Annotated in this window: 22 protein-coding genes; 12 read left to right on the top strand and 10 right to left on the bottom strand. The window is 63.7% G+C overall.

Annotation, left to right across the window (positions count from 1 at the left end):
• Positions 1–5: 5 nt before the first annotated feature.
• From GH659_RS09205 to GH659_RS09225, 5 genes are all read left to right on the top strand, one after another.
• On the top strand, positions 6–1,241 hold the full coding sequence (locus tag GH659_RS09205; RefSeq protein WP_153111111.1) for a branched-chain amino acid ABC transporter substrate-binding protein: 1,236 nt from the start codon (positions 6–8) through the stop codon (positions 1,239–1,241).
• A gap of 228 nt (positions 1,242–1,469) precedes the next feature.
• A complete protein-coding gene (locus GH659_RS09210; RefSeq protein ID WP_153111112.1) occupies positions 1,470–2,393 on the top strand; it encodes a branched-chain amino acid ABC transporter permease in 924 nt (307 codons plus the stop codon).
• The gene (locus GH659_RS09215) at positions 2,393–3,502 is read left to right on the top strand and encodes an ABC transporter permease subunit (protein WP_153111113.1); all 1,110 of its coding nucleotides are present in this window, start codon (positions 2,393–2,395) and stop codon (positions 3,500–3,502) included. Before GH659_RS09210 ends, GH659_RS09215 begins: the two co-directional genes overlap by 1 nt.
• Entirely contained in the window at positions 3,499–4,278 is a 780-nt protein-coding gene (locus GH659_RS09220; protein ID WP_153111114.1) for an ABC transporter ATP-binding protein, read from the top strand. Before GH659_RS09215 ends, GH659_RS09220 begins: the two co-directional genes overlap by 4 nt.
• Positions 4,247–4,975: an ABC transporter ATP-binding protein gene (locus tag GH659_RS09225; RefSeq protein ID WP_246167790.1), complete on the top strand. Its 729-nt coding sequence runs from the start codon at positions 4,247–4,249 to the stop codon at positions 4,973–4,975. The genes GH659_RS09220 and GH659_RS09225 overlap by 32 nt, the downstream gene beginning before the upstream one ends.
• 115 nt (positions 4,976–5,090) lie before the next feature.
• On the opposite strand, the gene GH659_RS09230 is transcribed toward GH659_RS09225, so the two are convergent.
• Genes GH659_RS09230 through GH659_RS09240 form a run of 3 tightly spaced genes read right to left on the bottom strand, consistent with a single transcriptional unit; the run spans position 5,091 to position 9,226 of the window.
• On the bottom strand, positions 5,091–7,673 hold the full coding sequence (locus tag GH659_RS09230) for an ATP-binding protein (RefSeq protein WP_153111115.1): 2,583 nt from the start codon (positions 7,671–7,673) through the stop codon (positions 5,091–5,093).
• A 48-nt stretch (positions 7,674–7,721) separates the two neighbouring features.
• On the bottom strand, positions 7,722–8,156 hold the full coding sequence (locus GH659_RS09235) for a thioredoxin family protein (RefSeq protein WP_246167791.1): 435 nt from the start codon (positions 8,154–8,156) through the stop codon (positions 7,722–7,724).
• The gene (locus GH659_RS09240; protein WP_153111116.1) at positions 8,153–9,226 is read right to left on the bottom strand and encodes an alkene reductase; all 1,074 of its coding nucleotides are present in this window, start codon (positions 9,224–9,226) and stop codon (positions 8,153–8,155) included. The genes GH659_RS09235 and GH659_RS09240 overlap by 4 nt, the downstream gene beginning before the upstream one ends.
• A 200-nt stretch (positions 9,227–9,426) precedes the next feature.
• On the opposite strand from GH659_RS09240, the gene GH659_RS09245 reads away from it, so the two are divergent.
• On the top strand, positions 9,427–10,257 hold the full coding sequence (locus tag GH659_RS09245) for an ABC transporter substrate-binding protein (RefSeq protein WP_153111117.1): 831 nt from the start codon (positions 9,427–9,429) through the stop codon (positions 10,255–10,257).
• Entirely contained in the window at positions 10,254–12,575 is a 2,322-nt protein-coding gene (locus tag GH659_RS09250) for a diguanylate cyclase domain-containing protein (protein WP_153111118.1), read from the top strand. The genes GH659_RS09245 and GH659_RS09250 overlap by 4 nt, the downstream gene beginning before the upstream one ends.
• Positions 12,576–12,632: 57 nt before the next feature.
• On the opposite strand, the gene pta is transcribed toward GH659_RS09250, so the two are convergent.
• The 3 genes from pta to GH659_RS09265 all read right to left on the bottom strand — a co-directional run bounded on the left by pta (position 12,633) and on the right by GH659_RS09265 (position 16,684).
• Positions 12,633–14,690 carry a phosphate acetyltransferase gene (gene pta / locus GH659_RS09255; RefSeq protein ID WP_153111119.1) on the bottom strand — a complete coding sequence of 686 codons (2,058 nt, stop codon included), beginning with the start codon at positions 14,688–14,690 and terminating at the stop codon, positions 12,633–12,635.
• Between the two features lie 148 nt (positions 14,691–14,838).
• Positions 14,839–15,261, bottom strand: coding sequence for a ferritin-like domain-containing protein (locus GH659_RS09260; RefSeq protein ID WP_153111120.1), 423 nt, complete (start codon positions 15,259–15,261; stop codon positions 14,839–14,841).
• Between the two features lie 73 nt (positions 15,262–15,334).
• Positions 15,335–16,684, bottom strand: a complete 1,350-nt coding sequence (locus tag GH659_RS09265; protein ID WP_153111121.1) for a nicotinate phosphoribosyltransferase — start codon at positions 16,682–16,684, stop codon at positions 15,335–15,337.
• 140 nt (positions 16,685–16,824) lie between these two features.
• On the opposite strand from GH659_RS09265, the gene GH659_RS09270 reads away from it, so the two are divergent.
• The 3 genes from GH659_RS09270 (at position 16,825) to GH659_RS09280 (ending at position 19,200) form a co-directional block, all read left to right on the top strand.
• Complete coding sequence (locus tag GH659_RS09270; RefSeq protein WP_153111122.1) at positions 16,825–17,403, top strand: bifunctional pyr operon transcriptional regulator/uracil phosphoribosyltransferase PyrR; 579 nt, start codon at positions 16,825–16,827, stop codon at positions 17,401–17,403.
• On the top strand, positions 17,400–18,077 hold the full coding sequence (locus GH659_RS09275) for a phosphoribosyltransferase (protein WP_153111123.1): 678 nt from the start codon (positions 17,400–17,402) through the stop codon (positions 18,075–18,077). Before GH659_RS09270 ends, GH659_RS09275 begins: the two co-directional genes overlap by 4 nt.
• Positions 18,078–18,249: 172 nt before the next feature.
• Positions 18,250–19,200: an EDSAP-1 family PEP-CTERM protein gene (locus GH659_RS09280; protein WP_170285856.1), complete on the top strand. Its 951-nt coding sequence runs from the start codon at positions 18,250–18,252 to the stop codon at positions 19,198–19,200.
• An 81-nt stretch (positions 19,201–19,281) separates the two neighbouring features.
• Here GH659_RS09280 and GH659_RS09285 read toward each other — a convergent pair whose 3' ends face one another.
• Positions 19,282–20,484 carry an ammonium transporter gene (locus GH659_RS09285; RefSeq protein ID WP_153111125.1) on the bottom strand — a complete coding sequence of 401 codons (1,203 nt, stop codon included), beginning with the start codon at positions 20,482–20,484 and terminating at the stop codon, positions 19,282–19,284.
• 195 nt (positions 20,485–20,679) lie between these two features.
• Complete coding sequence (mltA, locus tag GH659_RS09290) at positions 20,680–21,924, bottom strand: murein transglycosylase A (RefSeq protein WP_153111126.1); 1,245 nt, start codon at positions 21,922–21,924, stop codon at positions 20,680–20,682.
• A 47-nt stretch (positions 21,925–21,971) separates the two neighbouring features.
• Between mltA and GH659_RS09295 the strand changes: the two genes are divergently transcribed.
• Positions 21,972–22,889: an ATP-binding protein gene (locus tag GH659_RS09295; protein WP_153111127.1), complete on the top strand. Its 918-nt coding sequence runs from the start codon at positions 21,972–21,974 to the stop codon at positions 22,887–22,889.
• Positions 22,886–23,833, top strand: a complete 948-nt coding sequence (locus GH659_RS09300; RefSeq protein ID WP_153111128.1) for a Nudix family hydrolase — start codon at positions 22,886–22,888, stop codon at positions 23,831–23,833. Before GH659_RS09295 ends, GH659_RS09300 begins: the two co-directional genes overlap by 4 nt.
• Before the next feature lie 40 nt (positions 23,834–23,873).
• Here GH659_RS09300 and GH659_RS09305 read toward each other — a convergent pair whose 3' ends face one another.
• Both GH659_RS09305 and zapD read right to left on the bottom strand, forming a co-directional pair.
• Positions 23,874–24,083 (bottom strand): DNA gyrase inhibitor YacG, encoded by a 210-nt coding sequence (locus GH659_RS09305; RefSeq protein ID WP_153111129.1) that lies wholly within the window; start codon positions 24,081–24,083, stop codon positions 23,874–23,876.
• A complete protein-coding gene (zapD, locus tag GH659_RS09310; RefSeq protein WP_153111130.1) occupies positions 24,083–24,847 on the bottom strand; it encodes a cell division protein ZapD in 765 nt (254 codons plus the stop codon). Before zapD ends, GH659_RS09305 begins: the two co-directional genes overlap by 1 nt.
• Positions 24,848–24,894 lie beyond the last annotated feature (47 nt).

Consider the following 24,894-nt stretch of genomic DNA (forward strand, 5'->3'; position numbering starts at 1 on the left):
TCAAGATGCAGCATTCACGCCTTTCCAGCATGACACTCGCCGTCGCCGCCGCCCTCGCCATGATCGGCTGCGGCCAGAAGGAAGAACCGAAGCCAGAAGCCGCGCCCGTTGCCGCCCCCGAGGCCGCCAAGCCAGAAATTTCCGTCGCCATCGGCCACGTCGCCCCGCTGACCGGCCCGCAGGCCCATCTCGGCAAGGACAATGAAAACGCCGCCCGCATGGCGATCGACGCGCTGAACGGCCAGGGCGTCGAAATCGGCGGCTCGAAGGTCAAGTTCACGCTGGTTGCCGAAGACGACCAGGCCGACCCGAAGCAGGGCACCATCGTCGCCCAGAAGCTGGTCGACGCCAAGGTTAACGGCGTCATCGGCCACCTCAATTCCGGCACCACGATCCCCGCCTCGAAAATCTACTTCGACGCCGGCCTCCCGCAGATCTCGCCGTCATCGACCAACCCGAAATACACCCAGCAGGGCTTTGCCACCGCCTTCCGCGTCATGGCCAACGACGTGCAACAGGGCAAGGTACTCGGCGAATACGCCATCAAGCAGCTGGCTGGCAAGACCGTCGCCATCGTCGATGACCGCACCGCTTACGGGCAGGGGCTGGCCGACGAAGTCGAGAAGGGCGTTGTCGCCGCCGGCGGCAAGGTCGCCACGCGCGAATTCACCAACGACAAGGCCACCGATTTCGCGGCCATCCTGACCAAGATCAAGTCGAAGAAGGTTGACGTCATCTTCTACGGCGGCATGGACGCCCAGGGCGGACCGATGGCCAAGCAGATGAAGTCGCTCGGCCTGAAAGCCAAATTCCTGACCGGCGACGGCGCCTGCACGCCGGAATTCATCAAGCTCGCCGGCGAAGCCAGCGAAGGCCAGTTCTGTTCGCTGCCGGGCGTGCCGCTCGACCAGATGCCGGGCGGCAAGGCGTTCGGCGACACGTTCAACGCCAAGTATGGCCAGATCCAGCTGTACGCGCCCTATGTGTACGACGCCGTGATGGTCATGGCCGAAGCCATGAAGCGCGCCAACTCGGTCGAACCGGCCAAATACCTGCCTGAAATCGGCAAGACCGACTATCAGGGCGTGTCGGCCAAGATCCAGTTCGACGACAAGGGCGACCTGAAGGGCGGCGCCATTTCGCTCTATCAGGTCAAGGATGGCAAGTGGGAGTACCGCGAAACCATCGGCGGCGCCCCCGCCGCACCGGCTGAAGAGCCGAAGAAGGACGAAGCCAAGTAATTAGCCGATAGTCAGTCATATTGAAGGGCATGGACAAATGCTTCACCACCAAGACGCCAAGAACACAAAGATTCACCAAGAAAACAGGACGTTAACTTGGTGCTCTCTTGGTGTGCTTGGTGCCTTGGTGGTTCGCTTTTTTCGTTGACTGACTACTAGCCGCTGGCTGGCCGGATGAGCGTTTGCCATCCAGCGGTTTTAACGCCTCACTCCCGGATTCAAGACACGATGGACATTTTCATCCAGCAAATCATCAACGGCCTGGTGCTCGGCAGCATCTACGCCCTGGTCGCGCTGGGCTACACGATGGTGTACGGCATCATGGGGCTGATCAACTTCGCGCACGGCGAAGTGGTCATGATCGGCGCCATGGTCGCGCTCTCCGTCGTCAAGGCGCTGGCCGCCAGTGGCCTGCCCGTCTTTGCCGTCATCCTGATCGCGCTCGCTGCCGCCGCGCTGGTATGCATGGCGATCGGCTTTTCCGTCGAACGCATCGCCTATCGGCCGTTGCGCCGTGCGCACAAGCTGGCGCCACTGATCACCGCCATCGGCATTTCGATCATCCTGCAACACACGGCGATGCTCGTCTGGGGGCGCAACTACCACGCTTTCCCGCCGATCCTGCCGGCTTCCGCCCATGAGATTTTCGGGGCGACGATCACCAGCCTGCAGGTCGCCATTGTGCTGATCGCCGGATTGATGATGGCCGGCCTGATGGTGCTCATCAACCACACGCGCTTCGGCCGTGCCATGCGCGCCACCTCGGAAAACCCGCAGATCGCCCAGCTGATGGGCGTCGATATCAACAAGATCATCTCTGCCACCTTCGTCATCGGCTCGGCGCTGGCCGCCGTCGCCGGCCTGATGGTCAGCGCCAACTACTCGATCGCGCATTACTACATGGGCTTCATGCTCGGCCTGAAGGCGTTCACCGCGGCGGTACTGGGCGGCATCGGCAACATCGCCGGCGCCGTGCTCGGCGGCATCCTGCTCGGGCTAATCGAGGCACTCGGCGCCGGCTACATCGGCGACCTGACCGGCGGTTTCCTCGGTAGCCACTACCAGGACATCTTCGCCTTCTTCGTGCTGATCGGCGTGCTCATCTTCCGCCCCTCGGGCCTGATCGGCGAACGCGTTTCGGAGCGTGCCTAATGACCACACTGACACTCGAATCCCTGCGTCACGACAAACGTGCGGCCATCGCCGCGACCGCTGTCCTCGGCCTCGTGCTGGCGGTATTGCCGTTCGCGGTCGGCAACGCGCTCGGTAATTCCTGGCTGCGCATCGTCGATTTCGCGCTGCTCTACATCATGCTGGCGCTCGGCCTGAACATCGTGGTCGGCTTCGCCGGGCTGCTCGACATGGGCTACATCGCCTTCTATGCCGTCGGCGCCTATCTGTACGCGCTGCTGGCCAGCCCGCACTTCGGGCTGCACGTGCCGATCTGGGTCATCATCCCGTGTGGCGCCGTGCTGGCCGGCTTTGCCGGCGCCCTGCTCGGCGCGCCGACGCTGCGCCTGCGCGGCGACTACCTGGCCATCGTCACGCTCGGCTTCGGCGAGATCGTGCGCATCTTCATGAACAACCTGAACGCACCGGTCAATATCACGAACGGTCCGCAGGGCATTTCCGGCATCGACCCGATCCACCTGGGCGGCATCACGCTGGCCAAGCCGCTCACTTTTCTCGGCTTCACGATCCCGTCGCTGCACGCCTACTACTTCCTGTTCCTGGCGCTGGCGCTGCTGATCATTTTCGTCACCATCCGGCTGGAGGATTCGCGCATCGGGCGCGCCTGGGTGGCCATCCGCGAGGACGAGATCGCCGCCAAGGCCTGCGGCATCAACACGCGCAACATCAAGCTGCTCGCCTTCACCATGGGCGCCAGTTTCGGCGGCGTCGCCGGCGGCCTGTTCGCCGGTTTCCAGGGCTTCGTCAGCCCCGAGTCGTTCAACCTGATGGAATCGGTGATGGTGCTGTGCATGGTCGTGCTCGGCGGCATGGGCCATATCCCCGGCGTCATCCTCGGCGGCCTCATGCTGACCGTGCTGCCGGAATTCTTCCGCCACAGCGCCGGCCCGGTCCAGCAGGCCATCTTCGGCAAGATCCTGCTCGACCCGGAAGCGCTGCGCATGCTGCTCTTCGGCCTGGCGCTGGTACTCGTCATGCTCTACCGGCCGGCCGGTTTGTGGCCATCGACCACCCGCCGCCGCGAATTCAAGGGCGAATCGACCACCGATGTACTCAAGGAGGGCGAATGAGTACCGTTAGCCCCACCCTGCTCGAAGCGCGCGCCATTGCCAAGCACTTCGGCGGCGTCAAGGCGCTCACCGACGTTTCGCTGAGCATCCGGCGCGGCGAAATCTACGGCCTGATCGGCCCCAACGGCGCCGGCAAGACGACCTTCTTCAACGTGTTGACCGGGCTTTACCACCCGGACGGCGGCGAATTGCACTTCGACGGCGAGAAGCTGCAGGCCAGCGCCCCGCACAAGGCGGCGCAGCGCGGCATCGCCCGCACTTTCCAGAACATCCGTCTGTTCGGCAACATGACGGCCATCGAGAACGTCATGGTCGGCCGCCATGTGCGCACCCGCGCCGGCGTCTTCGGCGCGATCCTGCACGACCCGTTCACGAAACGCGAAGAAGCCGCCATCCACCGCCGCGCCGAGGAACTGCTGCATTACGTCGGAATCGACCACCGCGCCAACGATCTGGCGAAACACCTGTCCTACGGCGACCAGCGCCGGCTCGAAATCGCCCGCGCCCTGGCCACCGAACCGAAATTGCTGGCGCTCGACGAACCGGCCGCCGGCATGAACGGCACCGAGACCGAGGAATTGCGCGTGCTGATCGAAGGCATCCGCGCCGACGGCATCACCGTGCTGCTCATCGAACACGACGTCAAGCTGGTCATGGGCCTGTGCGACCGGGTCGCCGTGCTCGATTACGGCGTCAAGATCTGCGAGGACATCCCCGCCGTCGTGCAGAAAGATCCGAAAGTCATTGAAGCTTATCTGGGAGGCAGCGTTGCTTGAGGTAACCGGACTTCGCGTCGCCTACGGCGGCATTCAGGCAGTGCGTGGCATCAATTTCCACGTCAATCAGGGCGAGATGGTGGCGCTGATCGGTGCCAACGGCGCCGGCAAGACCAGCACGCTGAAAGCACTCGCGCGCCTGCTCAACGCGGCGGGCGGCAGCGTGCGCTATTGCGGCAAGGAAATTCTGAACCTGCCGCCGCATCAGCTCGTCTCCGCAGGCATCGCGCTGGTGCCGGAAGGGCGTGGCGTCTTTCCGCGCATGAGCATCGTCGAGAACCTGCAGATGGGCGCCTACAGCCGCCGCGACAACGACGGCATCGAAGCCGACAAGGAGCACGTCTTCTCGCTTTTTCCCCGCCTGAAGGAACGCGCCTTTCAGCTCGCCGGCACGCTCTCCGGCGGCGAACAGCAGATGCTGGCCATCGGCCGCGCCCTGATGAGCCGGCCGAAACTGCTGCTGCTCGACGAACCGTCGATGGGCTTGGCCCCGTTGATGGTGCAGAAGATTTTCGAGGTCATCTGCGCCGTCGCCAAGGAAGGCATGACAGTGCTGCTGATCGAGCAGAACGCCAAGCTGGCGCTCGAAGTCAGCCAACGCGGCTACGTCATGGAAAGCGGGGAAATCACGCTCACCGGCGAGTCTGGCGCACTGCTCGAAGACCCGAAAGTACGCGCCGCCTACCTCGGCGAGTGAGGCGCACGTGGTCGCTCCTTTCGCGCAGCAAAGCGCTCCTACGATGCTGACAGCCACGGTAGGAGCCCGGCTCTGCCGGGCGATCTCTGCGTTAAAGCAGTTCAAACCGGAGGATTCAGGGCAAATCGGCCACCGCTGAGGGAGCGTCGACCCCGCGTGCACGACGCCGGGCCGCCCGGTTCATCACCGCCAGCAGGCCGGACAGTTCGGCCGGTTTGAACAACACCGGCCAGTGCGCGTCTGATGCTTGCCGGATACGCTCCGGCGACGTTTCACCGGTGATCAGCACCGCGTCGATCGGATGACCGACCCGCTGTTTGATCGCCGCCAGAAGTTGCAGGCCGTTCATCCCCGGCATGCTGAAATCGGTCACGTAAAAGTCGGCCGCAGCAATGGCCGGTGATGCCAAGGCCTTCTCCGCATCCTGAAAAACGCTCACGTCAATGCCGAGCGATTGCAGCGAAAACTCGACCGACTTCGCCACCACGGGATCATCCTCGACCACCACGACGCGCCAGCCAGCGAGCAGCGAAGCATCTTCGCCCGCCGCGCCTCCGGGCCACTGGCCATCCTCGGCCTCCGTATCGCCGAGATCATCCATGGAAATGTCTGACGCGTCGGCCAGCGGCAGCGACACCTCGAACACCGACCCTCGGCCCGGCCGCGAATGAAAGATCACGTCACCGCCCAAAAGGCGTGCCGTCCGGCGCGCGATCGCCAGGCCGATACCCAGCCCCTTGGTGCGGTCGCGCATCGGATTGCCGACCTGGAAGCACTCTTCGAACAGCTGATCGCCGTAACGCGGATCGATGCCGACACCGGTATCCCAGACCTGGATCAACGCCCGTTCGCCGTGCCGGCGGACGCCGACCAGCACCCCGCCCTTCTCGGTGTATTTGAAGGCGTTGTCCACCAGATTGCGCAGAACGCTCAGCAAGAGCGCCGAATCGGTCATCAACACCGGACTGGCAAAGGGATAGAACAGCTTGAAGCGCAACCGCCGCTCGCACGCCAGCGGCGAAAATTCGGCGTCGATGACCTTGAGCAGATCCTCGACCGACACCGGCTGCATCTGCGGCTTGACGAGCCCCGCCTCGAGTTTCGAGATGTCGAGCAACGAATACAGCAGTTCGCCGAGCAGGCGCACCGACATCGTCAGATAGCGAGCAATCGACTGCTGCTCTTCGTTCAGCGGCGTACGCCCGAGGGCATCGCTGAACAGATTGATGGCCTGGATCGGCTGCCGGAGATCATGGCTGGCCGCGGCCAGAAAGCGGGTCTTGGCCAGGTTGGCGCTCTCGGCCTGCTGCTTGGCGACGAGCAATTCCGCCTCCGCCTGCTTGCGCTGGGTGATGTCGGTCAGCGCGGTGAAATAGCCGATCAGGGTGCCGTCCGGCGCCGTCTCCGTCTTGGCCTCGCCGAACACATGCACCGGCACGCCATCGGGCCGCACCAGACGGAATTCGCATGCCGCCACGTCGCCGGCCGCCAGAATTTGCCCCCACGTCGCGCGCAGGAGCGCCGAATCCTCGGGATCGACGACCTCGGACCAGGTGCGGCCGATGAGCGCTTCGCGACTCCGCCCGGTCAGCAGAAGATAGCGGTCATTGACGTAGGTGTGACGCCCTTCCCGGTCGAAATGGGCAATCCCCACCGGCACCGCCTGCGCGAGCTTCGTATATTGCCGCTCGCTTTGCGCCAGATCCGTGAGGATGCCGGCCTCGCGCTGGCGCATGCGGCCCAGCCGGAACAGCAGCACGCCGACCAGGCCGGCAATCAACAGGATCGACACGCCCACCAGCCTGACTTGGGCGTACCAGCCCGCCAATATTTCATCGCGCCCAACGCCGACGGCAAAATAGAACGGATAGGTCCGCATCGTCTTGAGGCTCATGATGAGCGCCGGATGGACGGCATCGACGTCATGCAGCAAGGTGACCTCGCCGCCCGGCGCTGGCAGGCGGCTGACGGCCGGATGATCAGGAGGCAACGGCTGATTGGTTCCCCCCGGCATTTCCGGCCAGCGCACGACGCGCGCATGGGTATCGGAGCGGACCAGCGAGATGACGCCCTGCTGGCCCAGGTTGACGGAACTGAACTGTTGCCGGTAATGGTCAAGATCGATCGGGTTGATCACCACGCCGAGGAAGGTTCCATGGGCATCGCGCAAGGCTCTGGCGAGCACGAGAATGTCGCGCCCGGAAATACGGCTGGTCACCACCTCCGAAAATACGAGCCCCTGGGGATCGTCACGCAGACGCCTGAAATACTCGCGGTCGGCGACATTCATGCGGTGCGCCGGGACGGCGTCCGACGAGTAAAGCGCATCGCCCTCGACGTCGAAAACGTGAAAGCCATCGCTGCGTTCGACGTTGAACAAGCGACCATTGAGGCGATTGCTCATCTCCTGCTGGAACAGCGGCACATTCTCCTTGAGCAGCGCTTCCGGCGGAATTTCCAGCCCGAGCGCGATCAGATCGGCGTCGGTTCGGCGCAGCGTTGCCTCCAGCCGCGTTTCAAAAATCGCCGCCAGATTGCGCGTGCTGATTTCGGCCGTCCTGATCTGATCCTCATGGCTCAGCCAGAGCTGATAGCCGAGGAGCGCGAAGAGCAACAGGAGGACGATCGAAAGCAGCCAGCGCGGCAAACGGCTGCGCAACGCCCGCCCCTCATGGACGGGGTAAGTCCCTTCAGGCATGGATTTGATCCTTTGAAAAAAAACCGGCCGGCAAGAAACGCCGGCCGTTCATCCAGCCAACGCCGCCGGCCATTGCCCGGCAAGTCGGCGCAGGTCATCATCGGCCTGCCATGCGCGCCGCTCGGCGTTCGAGCCGACGTACTGACGGCTCTCGTCGAGCCCCTGTTCGAGGAAGGTTTCGATCGTCCGCCGCAAATGCCCGATATGCGGCAGCATCGTCCCGAAAAACAGGACCAGATTGCGCCGCACGATGAGCAGGGTCGGGAAGTTTTCGATGTCGAGGTCGCCCATCAGGTCAGCGTGATCCTCGATATCGAGCCAGCCGAAGCCAACCCCCGGAAACTGCTCGGCCAACGCATCGAACGCCGGCCGGTACTCACGACAGGTGCCGCACCAGTCGGCGCACAGGCACAGCACGACAAAACCTTCGGCGGCATCCGCCGCCCCTTGCGCACACGGCGATTCGGACATGGCCACCGTCACGCGCCCTCCCATGCCGGATAGTCGGTGTAGCCGGCGGCCCCTTCGCTGTAGAAGGTTTCGGGGCGCGGCGCATTGAGCGGTGCCCCAGCCTTGATGCGGGCCGGCAGATCGGGATTCGCCAGGAAGGCGAGGCCGAACGCCACGGCATCGACCTGTCCGGCGGCGATGGCCGCCTCGGCCTCCTGCGGCGAATAGCCCATGTTGCCAACCAGCACGCCGTCGTAGCGTTCGCGTACCGGCGTCAGCACATCGCCCTGCTGCTTCTGGAAAAAGTCGCCGCGCATCACGTGCAGGTACGCCAGGTCGAAATCGTTGAGCCGCTTGGCCAGCCACGAATAGAGCGCGACCGGATCGCTGTCGAACATGCTGTTGAAGCTGTTGAGCGGCGAGACGCGCACGCCGACACGGCCGCCACCCAGTTCGCCGCACACCGCTTCGAGCACTTCGAGCAGCAGGCGGGCCCGGTTTTCGATCGGCCCGCCATAGGCGCCGCTGCGCTTGTTCGCCCCATCGCGCAGGAACTCGTCGAGCAGGTAACCGTTGGCCGCATGCACTTCGACGCCGTCGAACCCGGCTGCGCGCGCATTCGCGGCCGCCCGCCGGAAACCATCGACGATGCCCGGCAATTCGTCATCGCGCAGGGCGCGCGGCATCACATACGGCTGCTTGCCCTGCGGCGTATTGACTTCATCGCCGGAAATCGCGATGGCGCTCGGCGCGACCGGGCGCGCGCCCTCGTTGAGCAGCGGATGGCAAGCCCGTCCACCATGCCAGATTTGCAGGAAGATGCGCCCGCCCGCCGCGTGCACCGCGTCGGTGACGAGCCGCCAGCCGGCCACCTGCGCCTCGGAATGAATACCCGGCTCCTTCCAGAACGCGGAATGGCGCGGCATCGCCATCGTTGCCTCGGCAACGATCAGGCCGGCGCTGGCCCGTTGCGCGTAGTATTCGGCCATCAGGGCGTTGGGCAGATGATCTTCGCCGGCGCGGCAACGGGTGAGCGGCGCCATGAAAACCCGGTTCGGCACGGTCAACGCGCCCAGTGAGAGAGGAGTAAATAACGTGTTCATGATGCGGGAACTCCTATGAACGTATAAGCATCATATTAGCGCAAACAGGTGTCGATTCCGGCACCGTGGTCATGCTCGATACCCGATCGGCGCGGCCCGTCCCTCATGCCCGAACGCAGTCACGTCAAAGCGAGGGGGAATCCGTCGCAGCAATCGGGTATCATCGATTGGACCCGAACTGTTTTGGGGAGTCGATGCCGATGCGATGCTCTTCCTTCCTTCTGGCGCTTGTGTCCAGCGCCGCGATCCTTCTCCCGGCGGTGGCGCGCGGCGCCGAGCCGAAAAGCAGCCCCGCCGGAGCCGCCAGCGCCACCCGCCTTGAACGCATCGCCGCCAGCCAGCGCCTGCGCGTCTGCATCTGGCCCGACTATTACGGCATCACTTATCGCAACCCGAAAACACTCATGCTGTCGGGCATCGACATCGACATGGCGCACGCCCTCGGCAAGGACCTCGGCGTCGCCGTCGAGTTCATCGACAGCTCGTTCGCCCGGCTGATCGACGACGTCACCGGGGAGCGCTGCGACATCGCCATGTTCGCCATCGGCATCACGCCGCAACGCGCCGAGAAGCTGCGCTTCACCCGCCCGCATCTGGCCAGCGACATCTACGCCATCGTCGCGCGCAGCAATCGGCGCATCCAGCAATGGGGTGACATCGACAAACCGGACAGCGTCGTCGCCGTGGCCAAGGGAACGCTGCACGAGCCGGTCATGCGCGAAAAACTGAAGGCGGCGCAGTTGCTGGTGGTGGACACGCCGTTCGCGCGCGAACAGGAGGTTCATTCGGGCCGCGCCGACGTGTTCATGACCGACTACCCATACAGCCAGCGTTTCCTCGCCAACGCCGACTGGGCCCGGCTGGTGGCACCGCCAACCACCTACCACATCACCCCTTACGCCTATGCCATGAAGCCGGGCGACGACGGCTGGTACGCCCGCGTCGAGCGCTTCGTCAGCGACATCAAGCGCGACGGTCGCCTGCGCGAAGCTGCCCGGCGCCACAAACTCGAGACCATCCTCGCGCCATGACCGCCCCTGGCACCCGCCAACTGCAACGCACCTACCTGGTAGCGCTGTTGCTGTTCGTCGGCGGCATGCTGGCGATCACGGCCTACACGGTCAAGACGCTGCGCGCCGAAGCGATCGCCAGCGGCTTCGAACGCTCGTCCGTCCACGCCCGCGGCTTCGAGGATCTACTGACGCAGAGCCTGCACGCCGCACACTACCTGACGGCCAGCGTCCTCGCGCACAAGACCGCCACCACCGACCCGGAAGCCCTGCAGGCAGCGCTCGACACGATCCTGCGCCGCACTCCTTTCCTGCGTTCGATCTCGCTGCTCGACGAGGATGGCCGCATTTTCATCAGCACGAATCCAGCCAATCTCGGCCTGACCCCGGCCACCGACACCTTCCTGCCGCTGGCCGCCAACAATCCCGACGTGCTCCGCATCGGCCCGCCGTGGACCGGCCGCGACTTCGCCAGCGGCGCCTCGACCAGCCACCGGGCACCGGCCAGCACCGACGCGCTGGGCTTCGTCCCCGTCGCCCAGCAACTGCACGTCGGCGAACGCACACTGTTCCTGCTCCTCGCCTTCAATCCGGGCTATTTCGTCAATCAGTTCGCCGAACGCCTGGAGGACGAGCAAGGCCTCGTCGATGTCCTGCGCTACGACGGCACGCTGCTGATGTCGTCAGGCCATGACCGCCCGCCGGGCAGCCGCGAGGAAGCAACGATCAGGCGCATCGACGAATCCGGCAGCGCCACCGGGCGCTTCAAGAACCTCGACACCGACAGCGGCCACCTGAGCGCCTTCCGTGTCTCGCGCCTCTACCCGTTCGTGGTCGTCACCCACATCGACCGCAAGCATGCGCTGGGCCCGTGGCGCACGGCAACGCGGACGCTGCTGTCGATCGTCGCGCCCGCCCTGCTGGCGGTCATCCTGCTGGCCGCCCACTTCCTGCGCCGGCAACTCGCCCGAGCCGCCGAACGCACCGAGTTCGAGCGCCTGCAGCGGATCAACGCCACGCTCTTCGACGCCTGCGCCGAAGCGACGCTGATCACCGGCAGCGACCTGCGCGTCATCTCGGTCAACCCGGCTTTCACCGGCGTCACCGGCTACCCGCCGGAAGAAATCATCGGCCGGCACTTGTTCGACTTTCTCGACGAAAAAGGCATTGCCACGTTCAAGAATGCGCCGCCACCGAACGAGAAAGAGCAAGCGCCCGCGCGGCTCGAAGTGCAGTTACGCGGCAAGAACGGCGAACCGTTCTGGATGGAGATTCTCGCCACCCCGGAACCGCCGCAACGACGGGAACGTGCCGGCTACCGGCGCATCGCGCGCAACATCACTGCCCGCAAGCAGTCGGAAGAAAAAATCCGCCTCGCCGCCAGCGTTTTCACGCACGCGCGCGAGGGGATTTTCATTACCGACGAAGTCGGCACGATCATCGACGTCAACGACGCGTTTTGCCAGATCAGCGGCTTTGCGCGCGAGGAAGCGATCGGCAACACACCGCGCCTGTTCCGCTCCGAACGCCACGGCAAGGCCTTCTACAGCACGATGTGGCGGGAACTGAAGGAAAACGGATTCTGGCACGGCGAAATCTGGAACCGCCACAAGAGCGGCAAACTGCTGGCCGAAATTCTGACCATCAGCGCCGTGCGCGACGAACGCGGGCGGGCACGGCAGTTCGTCGCCCTGTTCACCGACATCACCCGGCTCAAGGAGCACGAGCACGAACTCGAACACATCGCCCACTTCGATGCCCTGACCGGCCTGCCGAACCGCGTCCTGCTCGCCGACCGCCTGAATCAGGCGATGACGCAATCGCAACGGCACGGCACCAGTCTGGCCGTCGCCTTCCTCGACCTTGACGGCTTCAAGGCCGTGAACGACACGCACGGCCACGAAATCGGCGACCGCTTGCTGATCATCGTCGCCACGCGCATGAAGCTGACCTTGCGCGAAGGCGACACCCTGGCCAGACTCGGCGGCGATGAATTCATCGCCGTGCTGCTTGATCTGGCCCACGTCGACGGCCAACTGCCGACCTTGACCCGCCTGCTCGACGCCGCCTCGCAGCCGGTGCATGTCGGCGACCTCACGTTGCAGGTATCGGCCAGCCTCGGCGTCACCTTTTTCCCGCAGGCGAACGAAGTCGACGCCGATCAACTGGTTCGACAAGCCGATCAGGCGATGTATCAGGCCAAGCTGGCGGGCAAGAATCGTTATCGCGTGTTCAGAACCGACGACAAAGGTACCGGTTGCGCCAAGGACGCCGCGACGGAGGCGGCAACAGAAGGGGAGACGGAGCCAGCACCCCGCCCGCCAGCGCGGCCGACATAAAAAAGAAGCCGCCCTTCTTGCGAAGGACGGCTTTTGGCTTCGGACGCTGCCGAGTGATCAGTTCTTGATCGAAGCCGCCTGGATGGCGGTCAGGGCGATCGTGAACACGATGTCGTCGACCAATGCGCCGCGCGACAGGTCGTTAACCGGCTTGCGCAGACCCTGCAGCATCGGGCCAACCGACAGCACGTTGGCGCTGCGCTGAACGGCCTTGTAGGTCGTGTTGCCGGTGTTCAGATCCGGGAAGACGAACACGGTCGCCTGGCCGGCGACCGGGCTGTTCGGGGCCTTCTGCTTGCCAACGTCGGCCACGGAAGCGGCGTCGTACTGGATCGGACCATCGACGACGAGATCCGGGAAGTTCTTGTGGGCGATGTCGGTCGCCGCACGAACCTTCTCGACGTCTTCACCCTGACCGGAACTGCCGGTGCTGTAGCTGATCATCGCAACTTTCGGCGTGATGCCGAAGGCGGCCGCGCTGTCCGAGGTCTGCTTGGCGATCTGGGCCAGCTCTTCGGCCGTCGGATTCGGATTGATCGCGCAGTCGGCGTAGGCCAGCACCTGATCGGGCATCAGCATGAAGAAGACCGACGAAACGATCGACGAGCCCGGTGCCGTCTTGATCAGCTGCAGCGCCGGACGCACGGTGTTGGCGGTGGTGTGGACAGCGCCGGAGACGAGGCCATCGACGTCATCGACGGCCAGCATCATGGTACCGAGAACGACGGTGTCTTCGAGCTGGGCCGTTGCCTGGTCGGGGGTCAGGCCCTTCGACTTGCGCAGTTCGACCATCGGCGCGACGTACTTCTCGCGAATCTCATCCGGATCGAGGATTTCGAGGTTTTCGGTCGGCAGCTTGATGCCTTGCGAAGCGGCCACGGTTTCGACGACGTCGCGCTTGGCGAGCAGCACGCACTTGGCGATGCCCTTCTCGGCGCAGATCGCGGCGGCCTTGACGGTGCGCGGCTCGTCGCCTTCCGGCAGCACGATGCGCTTCTGCGCGGCGCGTGCCTTCTGGATGAGCTGGTAGCGGAAAGCCGGCGGCGACATCTTGATGATTTCCGGCACATGGAACGAACCGGTGATGGCCTTGGCATCGAGGTGCTCGGCCACGGTATCGAGCACGGCGTTCATGCGCTCGACGTCGTCAAGCGGAACGGACGTCGGGATCTGGCCAACCTTGACGGCGTTCGAGAAGCTGTCGCCGGAGACGCGCAGGACCGGCACGCCGCTGTTCAGGGCAGGCGTAGCCAGTTCGAGCAGTTGCGGCGAGATCGAGCTCGAATGCGTCAGCATCAGGCCGGCGAGCGGGATACCACGGCTGGCGGCGAGTGCGGCAACCAGAATGATGTCGTGGCGGTCGCCGGAGGTGATGATCAGCGTGCCCGGACGCAGGCGCGGCACGAATTCGGAGGCCGAACGGGCGGCGATGATGGTGTCGGTGACGCGACGGGTCGCCATTTCGCCCGGCATCACGACTTCGGCGTTCAGGTAGTCGGCGACATCCTTGGTACGCGGTGCGAGCAGCAGCGGATTGTCGTTGACCACGCCCCAGACGCAGACGTTGCCCAGTTGCTGTTTGGCGGCGGCGGCATCGAAATCCTTGCCGGCCTTGTTGAAGACAACACCGGCGACCTTGCAGTCGGCGTTGGTGAATTGGCTGATCGACAGGTGCAGATCGCTGAGCGCATTGTCCGCCGACACGTCGGCGACAACGACGATCTCGGCCTTCAGGCTCTGTGCGATGTCGACATTGAGCTGGGCGGTGAAGGGGTTGGCGGAATCGCTGTGCAGACCCTCGACGACAAGTACGCTGGCTCCCGTACCGGCCTTCATGCAGAGGGTGACGATGTCTTCCATCAGTTCGTTCGACTGATTGGTGGCAATACGCTCGGAGGCGTCCTGCATCGACAGCGGCGCCGGCACTTCAGCCTGGAAAACCTGCTGGGCAAACTTGACCGAATTGTCGCGGTCGCCTTGAGCAACCGGCTTGGCGTACTTGACTTCGACACCCTGGCGTTGAAGGGCGCGCACAATCCCCAGCGCCACGGAAGTCAGCCCGACTCCCTGGCGGGCTGGGGTGACGAGGAATGTTTGCGTGAAACTCTGACTCATTGACTGCTCTCCTTCGCGTTTATGAGATGTGAACACGGCGATGGTCTTCGTGCTTTTCGTCCATCGCCGGTGCAGCCCGTCATTTTACTACCGCGTCGAGTCAGTGCAGAGCTAAAGCGACAAATTGTGCGCGGAATACGTCAGCGCGTCAGTACGCCAGCGCGTTGGCGATATCGCGCTTGTGTTCTTCCTCCTGGACCAGGATATCCTCAAGCACCCGGCGCAGGCCGTATTCCTTGAGTGCCTCGGCCTGGGTGATGCGCTGCCGGTAACGGGTGATCGCGTTGTCTTCGCCGGCCAGATCCTGACGCAGCATTTCGACGCTATCCGGCGAGATTTCGCGTTTTTCCACATCGATGGTCGGCACGCCGCCGAGAAAATCGATGTGGTCGCTCAGCAACACGGCATGCTGCATCTCCTGCTGGGCATGGATCAGAAGCTCCTTGCGGATCGAATCGAACTTGGCGCCGGTCATGGTGGACGCATGCTGCACGTACTGAATCGCGGCGGCGTATTCCCACTCAAGATCCTTGTTCAGTTCGGCCAAGAGCTTTTCCCGTGAAATGGTCATAATTCCCTCCTTTGCAGCGTGAAAACGATGACAAATCCAGCATAGACCATCCCCCGGCAGGAAGTCGCGTCGTTCAAGGAGGCGCCATAGCCCGGCGGTCGACCGTCTCGGCGAGTTCGCGCAGCCGGGCAGAAACTTCGACCGGATACGACACCCCGCCCTCCACGACGCGCAAGGCGGGCGGCAGCAATGCCAGTTGCGCGCCCGCATAATCGCGCACCGCGACGAGCGGCGGCGACGCTTCGATCCGCCGTCCGCCCCGCATGACCTGCCCAAGCAATGGCGCTCCCGGCGGCGTTTCGCCTTCCAGCGCCAGCGTATCGCCGGCCATGCGGCCGTCGGCATCAAAACGCCGGAACACCTGTTTGCACCCCGGCCACGTGGCCTTGCCCTCCGAGCGTTTGCGACGGGCAAGGCCGGCATATTCCTGCAGCTTGTAGGCGCAGTCGAGGTAGGGGCGGTCGGCCGACGTATTCATGCGCGTGCCGACGCCAAAGCCGTCGATCGGCGCCGCGTCGGCAAGCAGCGCGTGCACTTCGTATTCGTCGAGATTGCCGCTGACGAAAATCCGGATGGCCGGCAAGTTCCCGGCATCGAGGATAGCCCGCACGCGGCGCGCGTGCTGCGCCAGATCGCCGCTGTCGATGCGCACCGACTGGATGGCGATGCCTTCCCGCGCCAGCCGATGCGCCAAAGGCACGATGGCGCGCGCGGCCCTCTCCGTGTCATACGTATCGATGAGCAGGGTGGTGGTTTTCGGATGCGAACAGACGAAATGCTCGAACGCCAAAAGCTCGCTCTCGTGCGCCTGAATGAACGAATGCGCCATCGTGCCGAACACCGGGATGTTCCAGCGCATGCCGGCCTGCACGTTCGACGTGCCATCGAAACCGGCGAGATAACTGGCCCGCGCCGAGAGCAAACCGGCTTCCGCGCCATGCGCGCGGCGCAGGCCGAAATCGACGAGCAGCTTGCCCGGCGCGGCCAGCCGCACGCGCGCCGCCTTGGAGGCAATCATCGTCTGAAACTGCAGAAGATTGACGAGGCGCGTTTCGACGAACTGCGCCTCGCGCAACGGCGCCACCACGCGCAGGATCGGCTCGTCCGGAAAGAACAGCGCCCCTTCGGGCATCGCCATGACGTCGCCGGTAAACCTGAGGCCCGCCAAGGTATCGACGAAGTCCGGGCGGAAGCGGCCGCAGCCAGCCAGCCACGCCAGCTCGTCCGCCGTGAACTGCAGGCTTTCGAGGTAATCGAGCACCTGTTCCAGCCCGCCCGCCATCAGGAAATTGCGTCCATCCGACAGCTTGCGCACGAAGAACTCGAAAACCGCCGTCTCGTTCATGCCCTGATCGTGGTACGCCTGCAACATGGTCAGCTGATAGAGGTCGGTCAGCAAGGCGCTTTCGCCGGCGGTACTCATGGCCCCCCTTTTCTTATGGACATGCACGCCCGCCACCCATCGTGGCGCTTTGAGTATAGGCCGCCGCGACGGCACGAAAGATTATTGACTATGCTGAACAGGCGGAGCCCGCCGCACGATGGGGAGAAAGGGAGAAGATCATGGATCGCCCGCCCGGAAAACGTACCTGCCTGTACAACACGCCCCAACTCGACTTCGTCATCGATGAAATGGCCTGCCAAGCCGCCGGCCTGCTGACTGGCCGCCAGCAAGTTGCGGTGATCGGCGTGCTGCGCCGCGGCGCACCGCTGGCCGACCGGCTAACGGGAATCATGGCACAACGTTTCGGCATCGCGGCACCGTTGCGCCTCGATCTTGCCGTCAAGCGTTATGCCGACGATCTGACGCTGCTCTACCCGGAAACGCGCCTCACCGAAGAAGCCCGGCACGCCACGCTTGATCTGAACGGCTACACGGTGCTCGTCGTCGATGACGTGCTCTATTCCGGCCATTCGCTGCTCAAGGTGGTCGAGTATCTGGCCCGCAAACAGCCGGCGGAAATCCGTGTCGTCACGCTGGTGGATCGCGGCGTCACCCGCCTGCCGGTGCGCACCGATGTCGTCGGCGTGCGGCTCGACATTGCTCCCTGCGACATCATCGAATGCAACGTGCCACCCTACGAACCGGAGTTCAAGATCGAGCTGTTGCAACCAGATCGAGGACAAGGAGACGCACCATGATCTTCAACGACCGCCTCGACGCCGCCGCCCGACTGGCGGACGCGCTCTCCGCCTGGCGCGGCAAGAATCCGCTCGTCCTCGCTATCCCGCGCGGCGCCGTGCCGATGGGCGCGGCGCTGGCCGAGGCGCTCGGTGGCGAACTGGATGTGGTGCTCGTGCACAAGCTCAGTTCGCGCTGGAACCCCGAATACGCCATCGGCGCCATCGACGAAGCCGGCCATACCTTCGTCTCCGACCCCGCCGAAGCCGACGAAAAATGGCTGCAGCAGGAAAAAACGCGCCGATTGCACGAACTCGCCCAACGGCGGGCGCTCTACTCGCCCGGCGTACCGCCAGCCAATGCCCGCGGCCGCGTCGTAATCGTCGTCGACGACGGCCTGGCCACTGGCGCCACGATGCTGGCCGCCCTGCACGCCGTGCGTGCACAACAACCGCAACGCTTGATCTGCGCCATTCCGGTCGCCGCGCCGGACAGCCTGAGAAAGGTGGAAGCAGGCGCCGACGAAACCGTCTGCCTGTACGCGCCGTGGAACTTCCAGGCCGTCGGCCAGTTCTATCGGCAATTTGAGCAGGTCGAGGACGCGGAGGTGATTGCCTGCCTGAAGCAACAAGAAACAAGACAGCGGGGCCGTCGGAACCCCTTCTCCTATTCCCGCCAAAAACCTCACGGATAATCGTAACCCGGCCTTTCAAGGTGTCGATTCCTTTTACAGAAAAACAGATTCCCTCACCAGAAAATAAATAAACTCGCGCATTTTCATAGACTTACAAAGTTGGAACAACCTGTGCTTTATCTCCAGTGCAAGCCGGTATCGCTTTAGAACCAACAGATACTTGGAGATGAACATGAAACTAAATAAAGTCTTAACAGCCTTGGCGGCCACGGGCATGCTCGCCGGAGCATCCGTGCCCGTACAAGCCGACGTACTGGCCCAGTCAGTACTGACACTTGAGAATTTCAGATTCATTAATACGGCAGGCGGCATTCTGGATGTCAGTCAGTTTGACGCTCTGGTATTCAGCGACAGCACCGACATCAGCGCGACGCTCAATGGCACGACGCTTGATTACTCGGCCGGCCCGATAAACACCTTTGGCGGCATTGACGGGCTTCATCAGTGCGTGGGAACGGGATGCGCAGCACTTGGCCAAAATAATTTCGGCGAAATTTCAACACCAACGGTCGACCGGGCACGTGGCGATACGCTGCTGTCAGGTGCGCCACTTTCCGGGACGGGGTTTGCGTTCGGAGCGACGGCAAGCACGCTTGCCGAAGCACAACTTGTCAATAATGGCACCGGATCGGCGGAAGACAACCTCGGGCTTCTGGCGACGATCTCGTTCAGTCTCACACAAGACCAGATCGTGGGCGTTGCATTCGACATCGACCAATTCCTTCGGGCCTTGTTGACCGCCGATTCTCTGCTCGGCAGTACGGCACAAGCCAGGTCGTTCTGGAGTATCAGTCTGGCAAACGCTGCGGGAGACACGCTGTTTGACTGGACCCCGGACGGTGTGTTGAATACCTCAATCACCGGCGGCCTAGAAATAACGGATCAATGCGACATGACCCGGACGCTGGGCGCACAGCTACCAGGACAAACCGCCACGTATGACTGCGAAGGAAGTGCAGCGGCATTCACGGACTTCGCGCTGCTGGCATCTGAGTTTTACACGCTGACCATCGCGCACGAGAGCACGGCCGACGCGAATCTGCTGGTTTCCGAACCGGGAACGGTCGCCTTGCTGGGGCTTAGCCTGCTTGGACTCGGTGCCTTGCGGCGTCGTATCGCCTGAATCCACTGCATCCTGCAAAGAAAACGGCCACCCAAACAAGGGCGGCCGTTTTTACTCCTGCTGCCAGATGCATCGAACCACTTACCAGTTCGGCTCACGCTCCGGCGTCGAGGAGATTTTGTGGATTGAGATATCCGCGCCGTTGAATTCTTCTTCCTGATCCAGGCGCAGCCCCAGCGTTGCCTTGAGCACACCATAGACCACGGTGCCGCCGACCAGCGCCACGGCGATCGCCATCGCGGTCATGATCAGTTGCGGCATGAAGGCGATGCCGCCAGCGCCGCCCAAGACCTTCTGACCGAAAATCCCCGCCGCGATACCGCCCCACGCGCCGCACAGGCCATGCAGCGGCCAGACGCCGAGCACGTCGTCGATCTTCCAGCGATTCTGGGTCAGCGTGAACATGACGACGAACAGCCCGCCGGCCACCCCACCAACGACAAGCGCGCCCAGCGGGTGCATGAGGTCCGAACCGGCGCAGACAGCGACCAGCCCGGCCAGCGGGCCGTTATGCACGAAGCCGGGGTCGTTCTTGCCCATCAGCAACGCGACCAGCGTCCCGCCGACCATCGCCATCAGCGAATTAATCGCAACGAGGCCGGAAATCTTGTCGAGCGTCTGGGCGCTCATCACGTTGAAGCCGAACCAGCCGACGGTGAGAATCCATGCCCCGAGCGCGAGGAACGGGATGGATGACGGCGGGTGCGCCGAGATTCCGCCGCTCTTGTTGTAACGGCCATGACGGGCGCCGAGCAGCAGCACGGCCGGCAAGGCGATCCAGCCGCCCATGGCATGCACGACGACCGAACCGGCAAAATCGTGGAACTCTGCACCGAAAGTCGTTTTCAGCCACGCCTGCACGCCGTAGGCCTGATTCCAGGCGATGCCTTCGAAGAACGGATACACCAGCCCGACGATCACGAAGGTGGCGATCAACTGCGGGTGGAAACGGGCGCGCTCGGCGATGCCACCGGAGATGATCGCCGGAATGGCCGCCGCAAAGGTGAGCAGGAAGAAGAAGCGGGTCAGCTCGAACCCGTTCTGCTGCATCAGCACTTCGGCGCCGGAAAAGAAATTGACGCCGTAGGCGACCGAAAACCCGATGAAGAAATACGCGATCGTCGAGACCGAGAAATCGACGAGGATTTTGACGAGCGCGTTGACCTGATTTTTCTTGCGTACTGTTCCCAACTCAAGGAAGGCAAACCCCGAGTGCATGGCCAGCACCATGATGCCGCCCAGCAGAATGAACAATACGTCGCTGCCTGATTTGATTGTTTCCATGCTTACTCCAGAAAAATAGCGAGGCCGAGCATGCAAAAACTGTTCCCAACATCAAATCCTAAGCAATTCAGCAACTTAGGTTGTTGGCCAATCAAAACACGAACCATCATTGTGCGCGCACAAAAAACGGGCACCAACTTGGCGCCCGCTTCGATCCGGTTTTCATCCGTATTTTTCAGATACCAGAAACCCGCTTCATTTCGGCCCGGCACCGGGCGGCAAGAGCACCCACATCTGGCCCTGCTGCTTCATCCTGCCGGCCTGATTGCCAGCCTCGGCGCCAAATCCCCAGAAGAAATCGGCGCGCACCACGCCGCGGATCGCACCGCCCGTATCCTGCGCCATCATCAGCCGCCGCAGAGGAAGGTTCGAGTTCGGCCGCGTCGTTGCCAGAAATACCGGAGCGCCCAGCGGCACATGACGCGGATCGACGGCGATGCTGCGCTCGGCCGTCAGAGGCACGCCAAGCGCGCCCGCCGGCCCCTCGTCCTGCCGCGCACCATTTCCCACCTTGACCGGCACCTCGCGGAAAAAGACATAGCTCGGGTTGCTATTGAGCAGGTCGCCAAGCCGCGCCGGATTGGCGCGCGCCCACGCCTGAATGCCCTGCATCGACGCCTGTTCCAGCTTGAGTTCGCCACGCTCGACGAGCACGCGCCCGATCGACTGGTACGGATGGCCGTTCTGGTCGGCATAGCCCAGACGCACCATCGAGCCGTCCGGCAGACGCACGCGCCCGGAGCCCTGCACCTGCAGGAAAAAGTATTCGACCGGATCATCGACCCAGAGCAGGACGCGATCGGCAAACGTCTTTTCCTTCTCCCGGCTGGTGATTTCCGCACGCGAGAAATACGGCACGACCTTGTTGCCCTGCAGACGGCCGCGCAAGCGCATGTTTTTCAACTCGGGCAGGACATCGCCCAGATCGATGGTCAGCAGGTCGGGCGGCACGCCCAGCACCGGTTGCGCGAAGATCGGGCTGCGCGTGCGCGAGCCGCGCAGGAGCGGTTCGTAATACCCCGTGACGAGGCCGCTCGTGCTGCCGTCCGGGTTGGTCAGCAAATAGGGCTCGAAACGCGATTCGAAGAATCGGCGCAGTGCCGCCGCATCGTTGGCTACCGTCGCCGGCAGCCCCTTCGCCTCGTCGCACGCAGCGCGCCAAAGCGGCCATTGCGGCTTGCCGGTGAGCGCCCGGCAGGAGCTCAGAAAAGCGGGCCAGGCGGCCTTCACGTCGTCGTCCGCCCAGCCCGGCAGATCGCTCCAGCGCGCCGGCTGCATCGGCTTGGCGGGCGGCGCCGGCGGTTGCGCGGGCGACACGGGTGCAGGACAAACGGGGCAAGCACCGAGCGGCGGCTCCTTGACGGCAGAGCAACCGGCGAGCAACGCCCCGGCCAGCAGCGTCGTCAAAAAAGCAAGGCGTCTTGTTTGGCTTTTGAACATGGTTTGGCTAAAGTCTCGGGTTTCAATCCAACCGAGTATACCGCCCGATGAGTGACTCCCTGTCGCAACTCGCGAGCTTCCTGAGCCGCGCCGAGCAACTGCTCGACCGCCTCGCCCCCCTGCTCCCGCCGGCTTCCGCCGCCCCCGACTGGCAAGCCGCCGTCGCCTTCCGCTGGCGCAAGCGCGGCCATGCCGGCCACCTGCACCCCATCCTGCGCACGCCGTCCATCCGCCTTGCCGACCTGCAGGACATCGACGACCAGAAAGCGCGCATCGACGCCAACACGCGCCAGTTCGTGCATGGCCGCCCGGCCAACAACGTGCTGCTCACCGGCGCGCGTGGCTCCGGCAAGTCGTCGTTGATCAAGGCACTGCTCAACGAATACGCCAACAACGGCCTGCGCCTGATCGAGGTCGAAAAAGGCGACCTCGTCGACCTGCCCGAAATCATCGAACTCGTCGACGGGCGCCCGGAACGCTTCGTCGTCTTCTGCGACGATCTATCCTTTGACGCGGGGGATGCGACGTACAAGGCGCTCAAGGTCGTCCTCGACGGTTCGCTCTCCGCCGCCCCCGACAACGTCCTCATTTACGCCACGTCGAACCGCCGCCACCTGATGCCCGAATACTTCGAGGAAAACCTCGAAAGCCACCGCGTCGGCGAGGAAATCCACCCTGGCGAGGCAATCGAGGAAAAAATCTCCTTATCCGAACGCTTCGGCCTCTGGCTCTCGTTCTACCCGTTTGACCAGGACGCCTACCTGACGATTGCCGCCCACTGGCTGCGCTCGTTCGGTTGCAGCGAAGCGGAAATCGCCGCCGCCGAGCGCGACGCGCTCAACTGGGCGCTGATGCGCGGCTCGCGCAGCGGCCGCGTCGCCTGGCAGTTCGCCAAGGACTGGGCGGGCACGCGGCAACCGGCCGAAGAAACATCGCACCACGCATCACAGGCAAAACACCCATGAAAAAACACGTCGAAGTCGCCGCCGCCGTCCTGCTCCGCGACGGCGAACAGGGCCGCGAATTCCTGCTTGCCCAGCGCCCGGAGGGCAAGGTCTACGCCGGCTACTGGGAATTTCCCGGCGGCAAGGTCGAACCGGGCGAGAGCCTGCACGAGGCGCTCGTGCGCGAGATCCAGGAGGAACTCGGCGTCACCATCGACCGCGCCTGGCCGTGGCTGTCCTGTGAATACGACTACCCGCACGCCATCGTCCATCTCAAGTTTTTCCGCGCGATGTCATGGCACGGCGAGATCGCGCCGCTCGAACACAGCGGAATGACCTGGCTGAAGATCGGCGGCCCGACCACGGTCGCGCCAATCCTGCCCGCCAACGGCCCGATCCTGCGCGCCCTTGAACTGCCGGCTCTCTATGCGATCACCAATGCCGCAGAAAATGGTGTTGCAGCGGAACTGGCCCGGCTGCAAGCGGCACTGGAAAGCGGCCTGCGGCTCATCCAGATTCGCGACAAGACGCTACCGGCCGATGACCGCCTCGCTTTCGCCAACGCCGTCATGGAACTGACGGCCGAGCACCCCGGCACACGCGTGCTGGTCAACGACGACGCGTCTCTGGCACGTGAGGTCGGCGCCCACGGCGTACACCTCTCGGCAGGGCAACTCGTCCAGATTGAGGAACGCCCGCCTTTCGAATTCGTCGCCGCCTCGTGCCACAACGCCGCCGAACTGGCCAAAGCCGCCACACTGGGCCTCGATTTCGCCCTGCTCAGCCCGGTGCTACCCACCGCCTCGCACCCCGGAGCGCCAAGCCTCGGCTGGGAAGAATTTGCTCGCTTGACGGATCGTTCGCCGATCCCCGTCTTCGCACTCGGCGGCATGCGCCCAGACATGCTCGACACAGCGCTCGAACACGGGGCTCACGGGATTGCGCTGTTGCGCGGTTGGAAATAGGAACAGCGGGGACTATGCAGCATTCACCCGCGACAACAGGCTACGGCTCGTTGGATGGTGGCGCCGACGGATCCTCAAGACCGCCGTCCGCCTCCTGCACCGGCACGCGGTAGCTTTCGGAAGCCCACGCGCCAAGGTCGATCAGCTTGCAGCGCTCGGAACAGAAGGGCCGGTATTTGTTGGCCGGACTCCATTCCGACTCGCCGCCGCACTGCGGGCAGCGCACTTTTTTGACGGGTTTCGCTTGCATCAGAGGTTGCAGAACATCATGTCGAACGGGACGTCGATGCCGCCACTCGGGTGACGGTTGCGCGAATCGCTGTCGGGCGTCAGGAAACGCACGTTGAGCGCGTATTTGTTGGCGCTGATCTCGGGCACACAAGGCAGCTGTTGCTTCAGGGTGATGCGCACCATCTGCGCGGTGGTGCTGCCGCCGAGCATCAGCTGGAAGGAGCCGCCCTTGGCGACGTGGTGCTCACCCGTACCGCTCGCCCGCAGCAGGCGCAGAACGATCGAAATCGCGTCGCGCAGCGGCATCAACGGCTTGAGCCAGCCGAGCAGGGCGTTGCGCCGGATGGCCGGTTCCTGATGCTGCCAGAAATGATAGGACGGCAGGTCGAATTCGCAGGCGCCACCGGGAATGGCCGCACGACTCTTGATCGCCATCAGCCAGTCGTTCTCGCGCAAGTACTGGCCGATCTTGCCGGTCATGGCGAGCAGAGCCGACGACGACTGTTCGATTTCATAGAGCGCGCCGGACAGCGCCTCTTCCGAGATATCGGGATTGTTGCGGAACACGAGCAGCGACTGGCGCTGGCGCTCCAGTTCCTGGATCAGATCCATCTTCAGATCGGCGCGACCGGCCACTTCCAGGATTTCGAACAGGGCGAGGAGTACCACGTGATGTTCACGCGCCCCGTCCGGCTGCAGAAAATAGGATGCCTTCTCGAATAGATCCTCAAGGCGCAACAAGGTGCGAATGCGCTCGTTGAAAGGATATTCGTAGGTAATCACATCGCCGCCGGATCTGGATGAAGGGAATTCGGCCCGATTGTAACCAT

The sequence above is a fragment of the Propionivibrio limicola genome (genome assembly GCF_009469695.1).
GTDB classification, from domain to species: Bacteria; Pseudomonadota; Gammaproteobacteria; order Burkholderiales; family Rhodocyclaceae; genus Propionivibrio; species Propionivibrio limicola.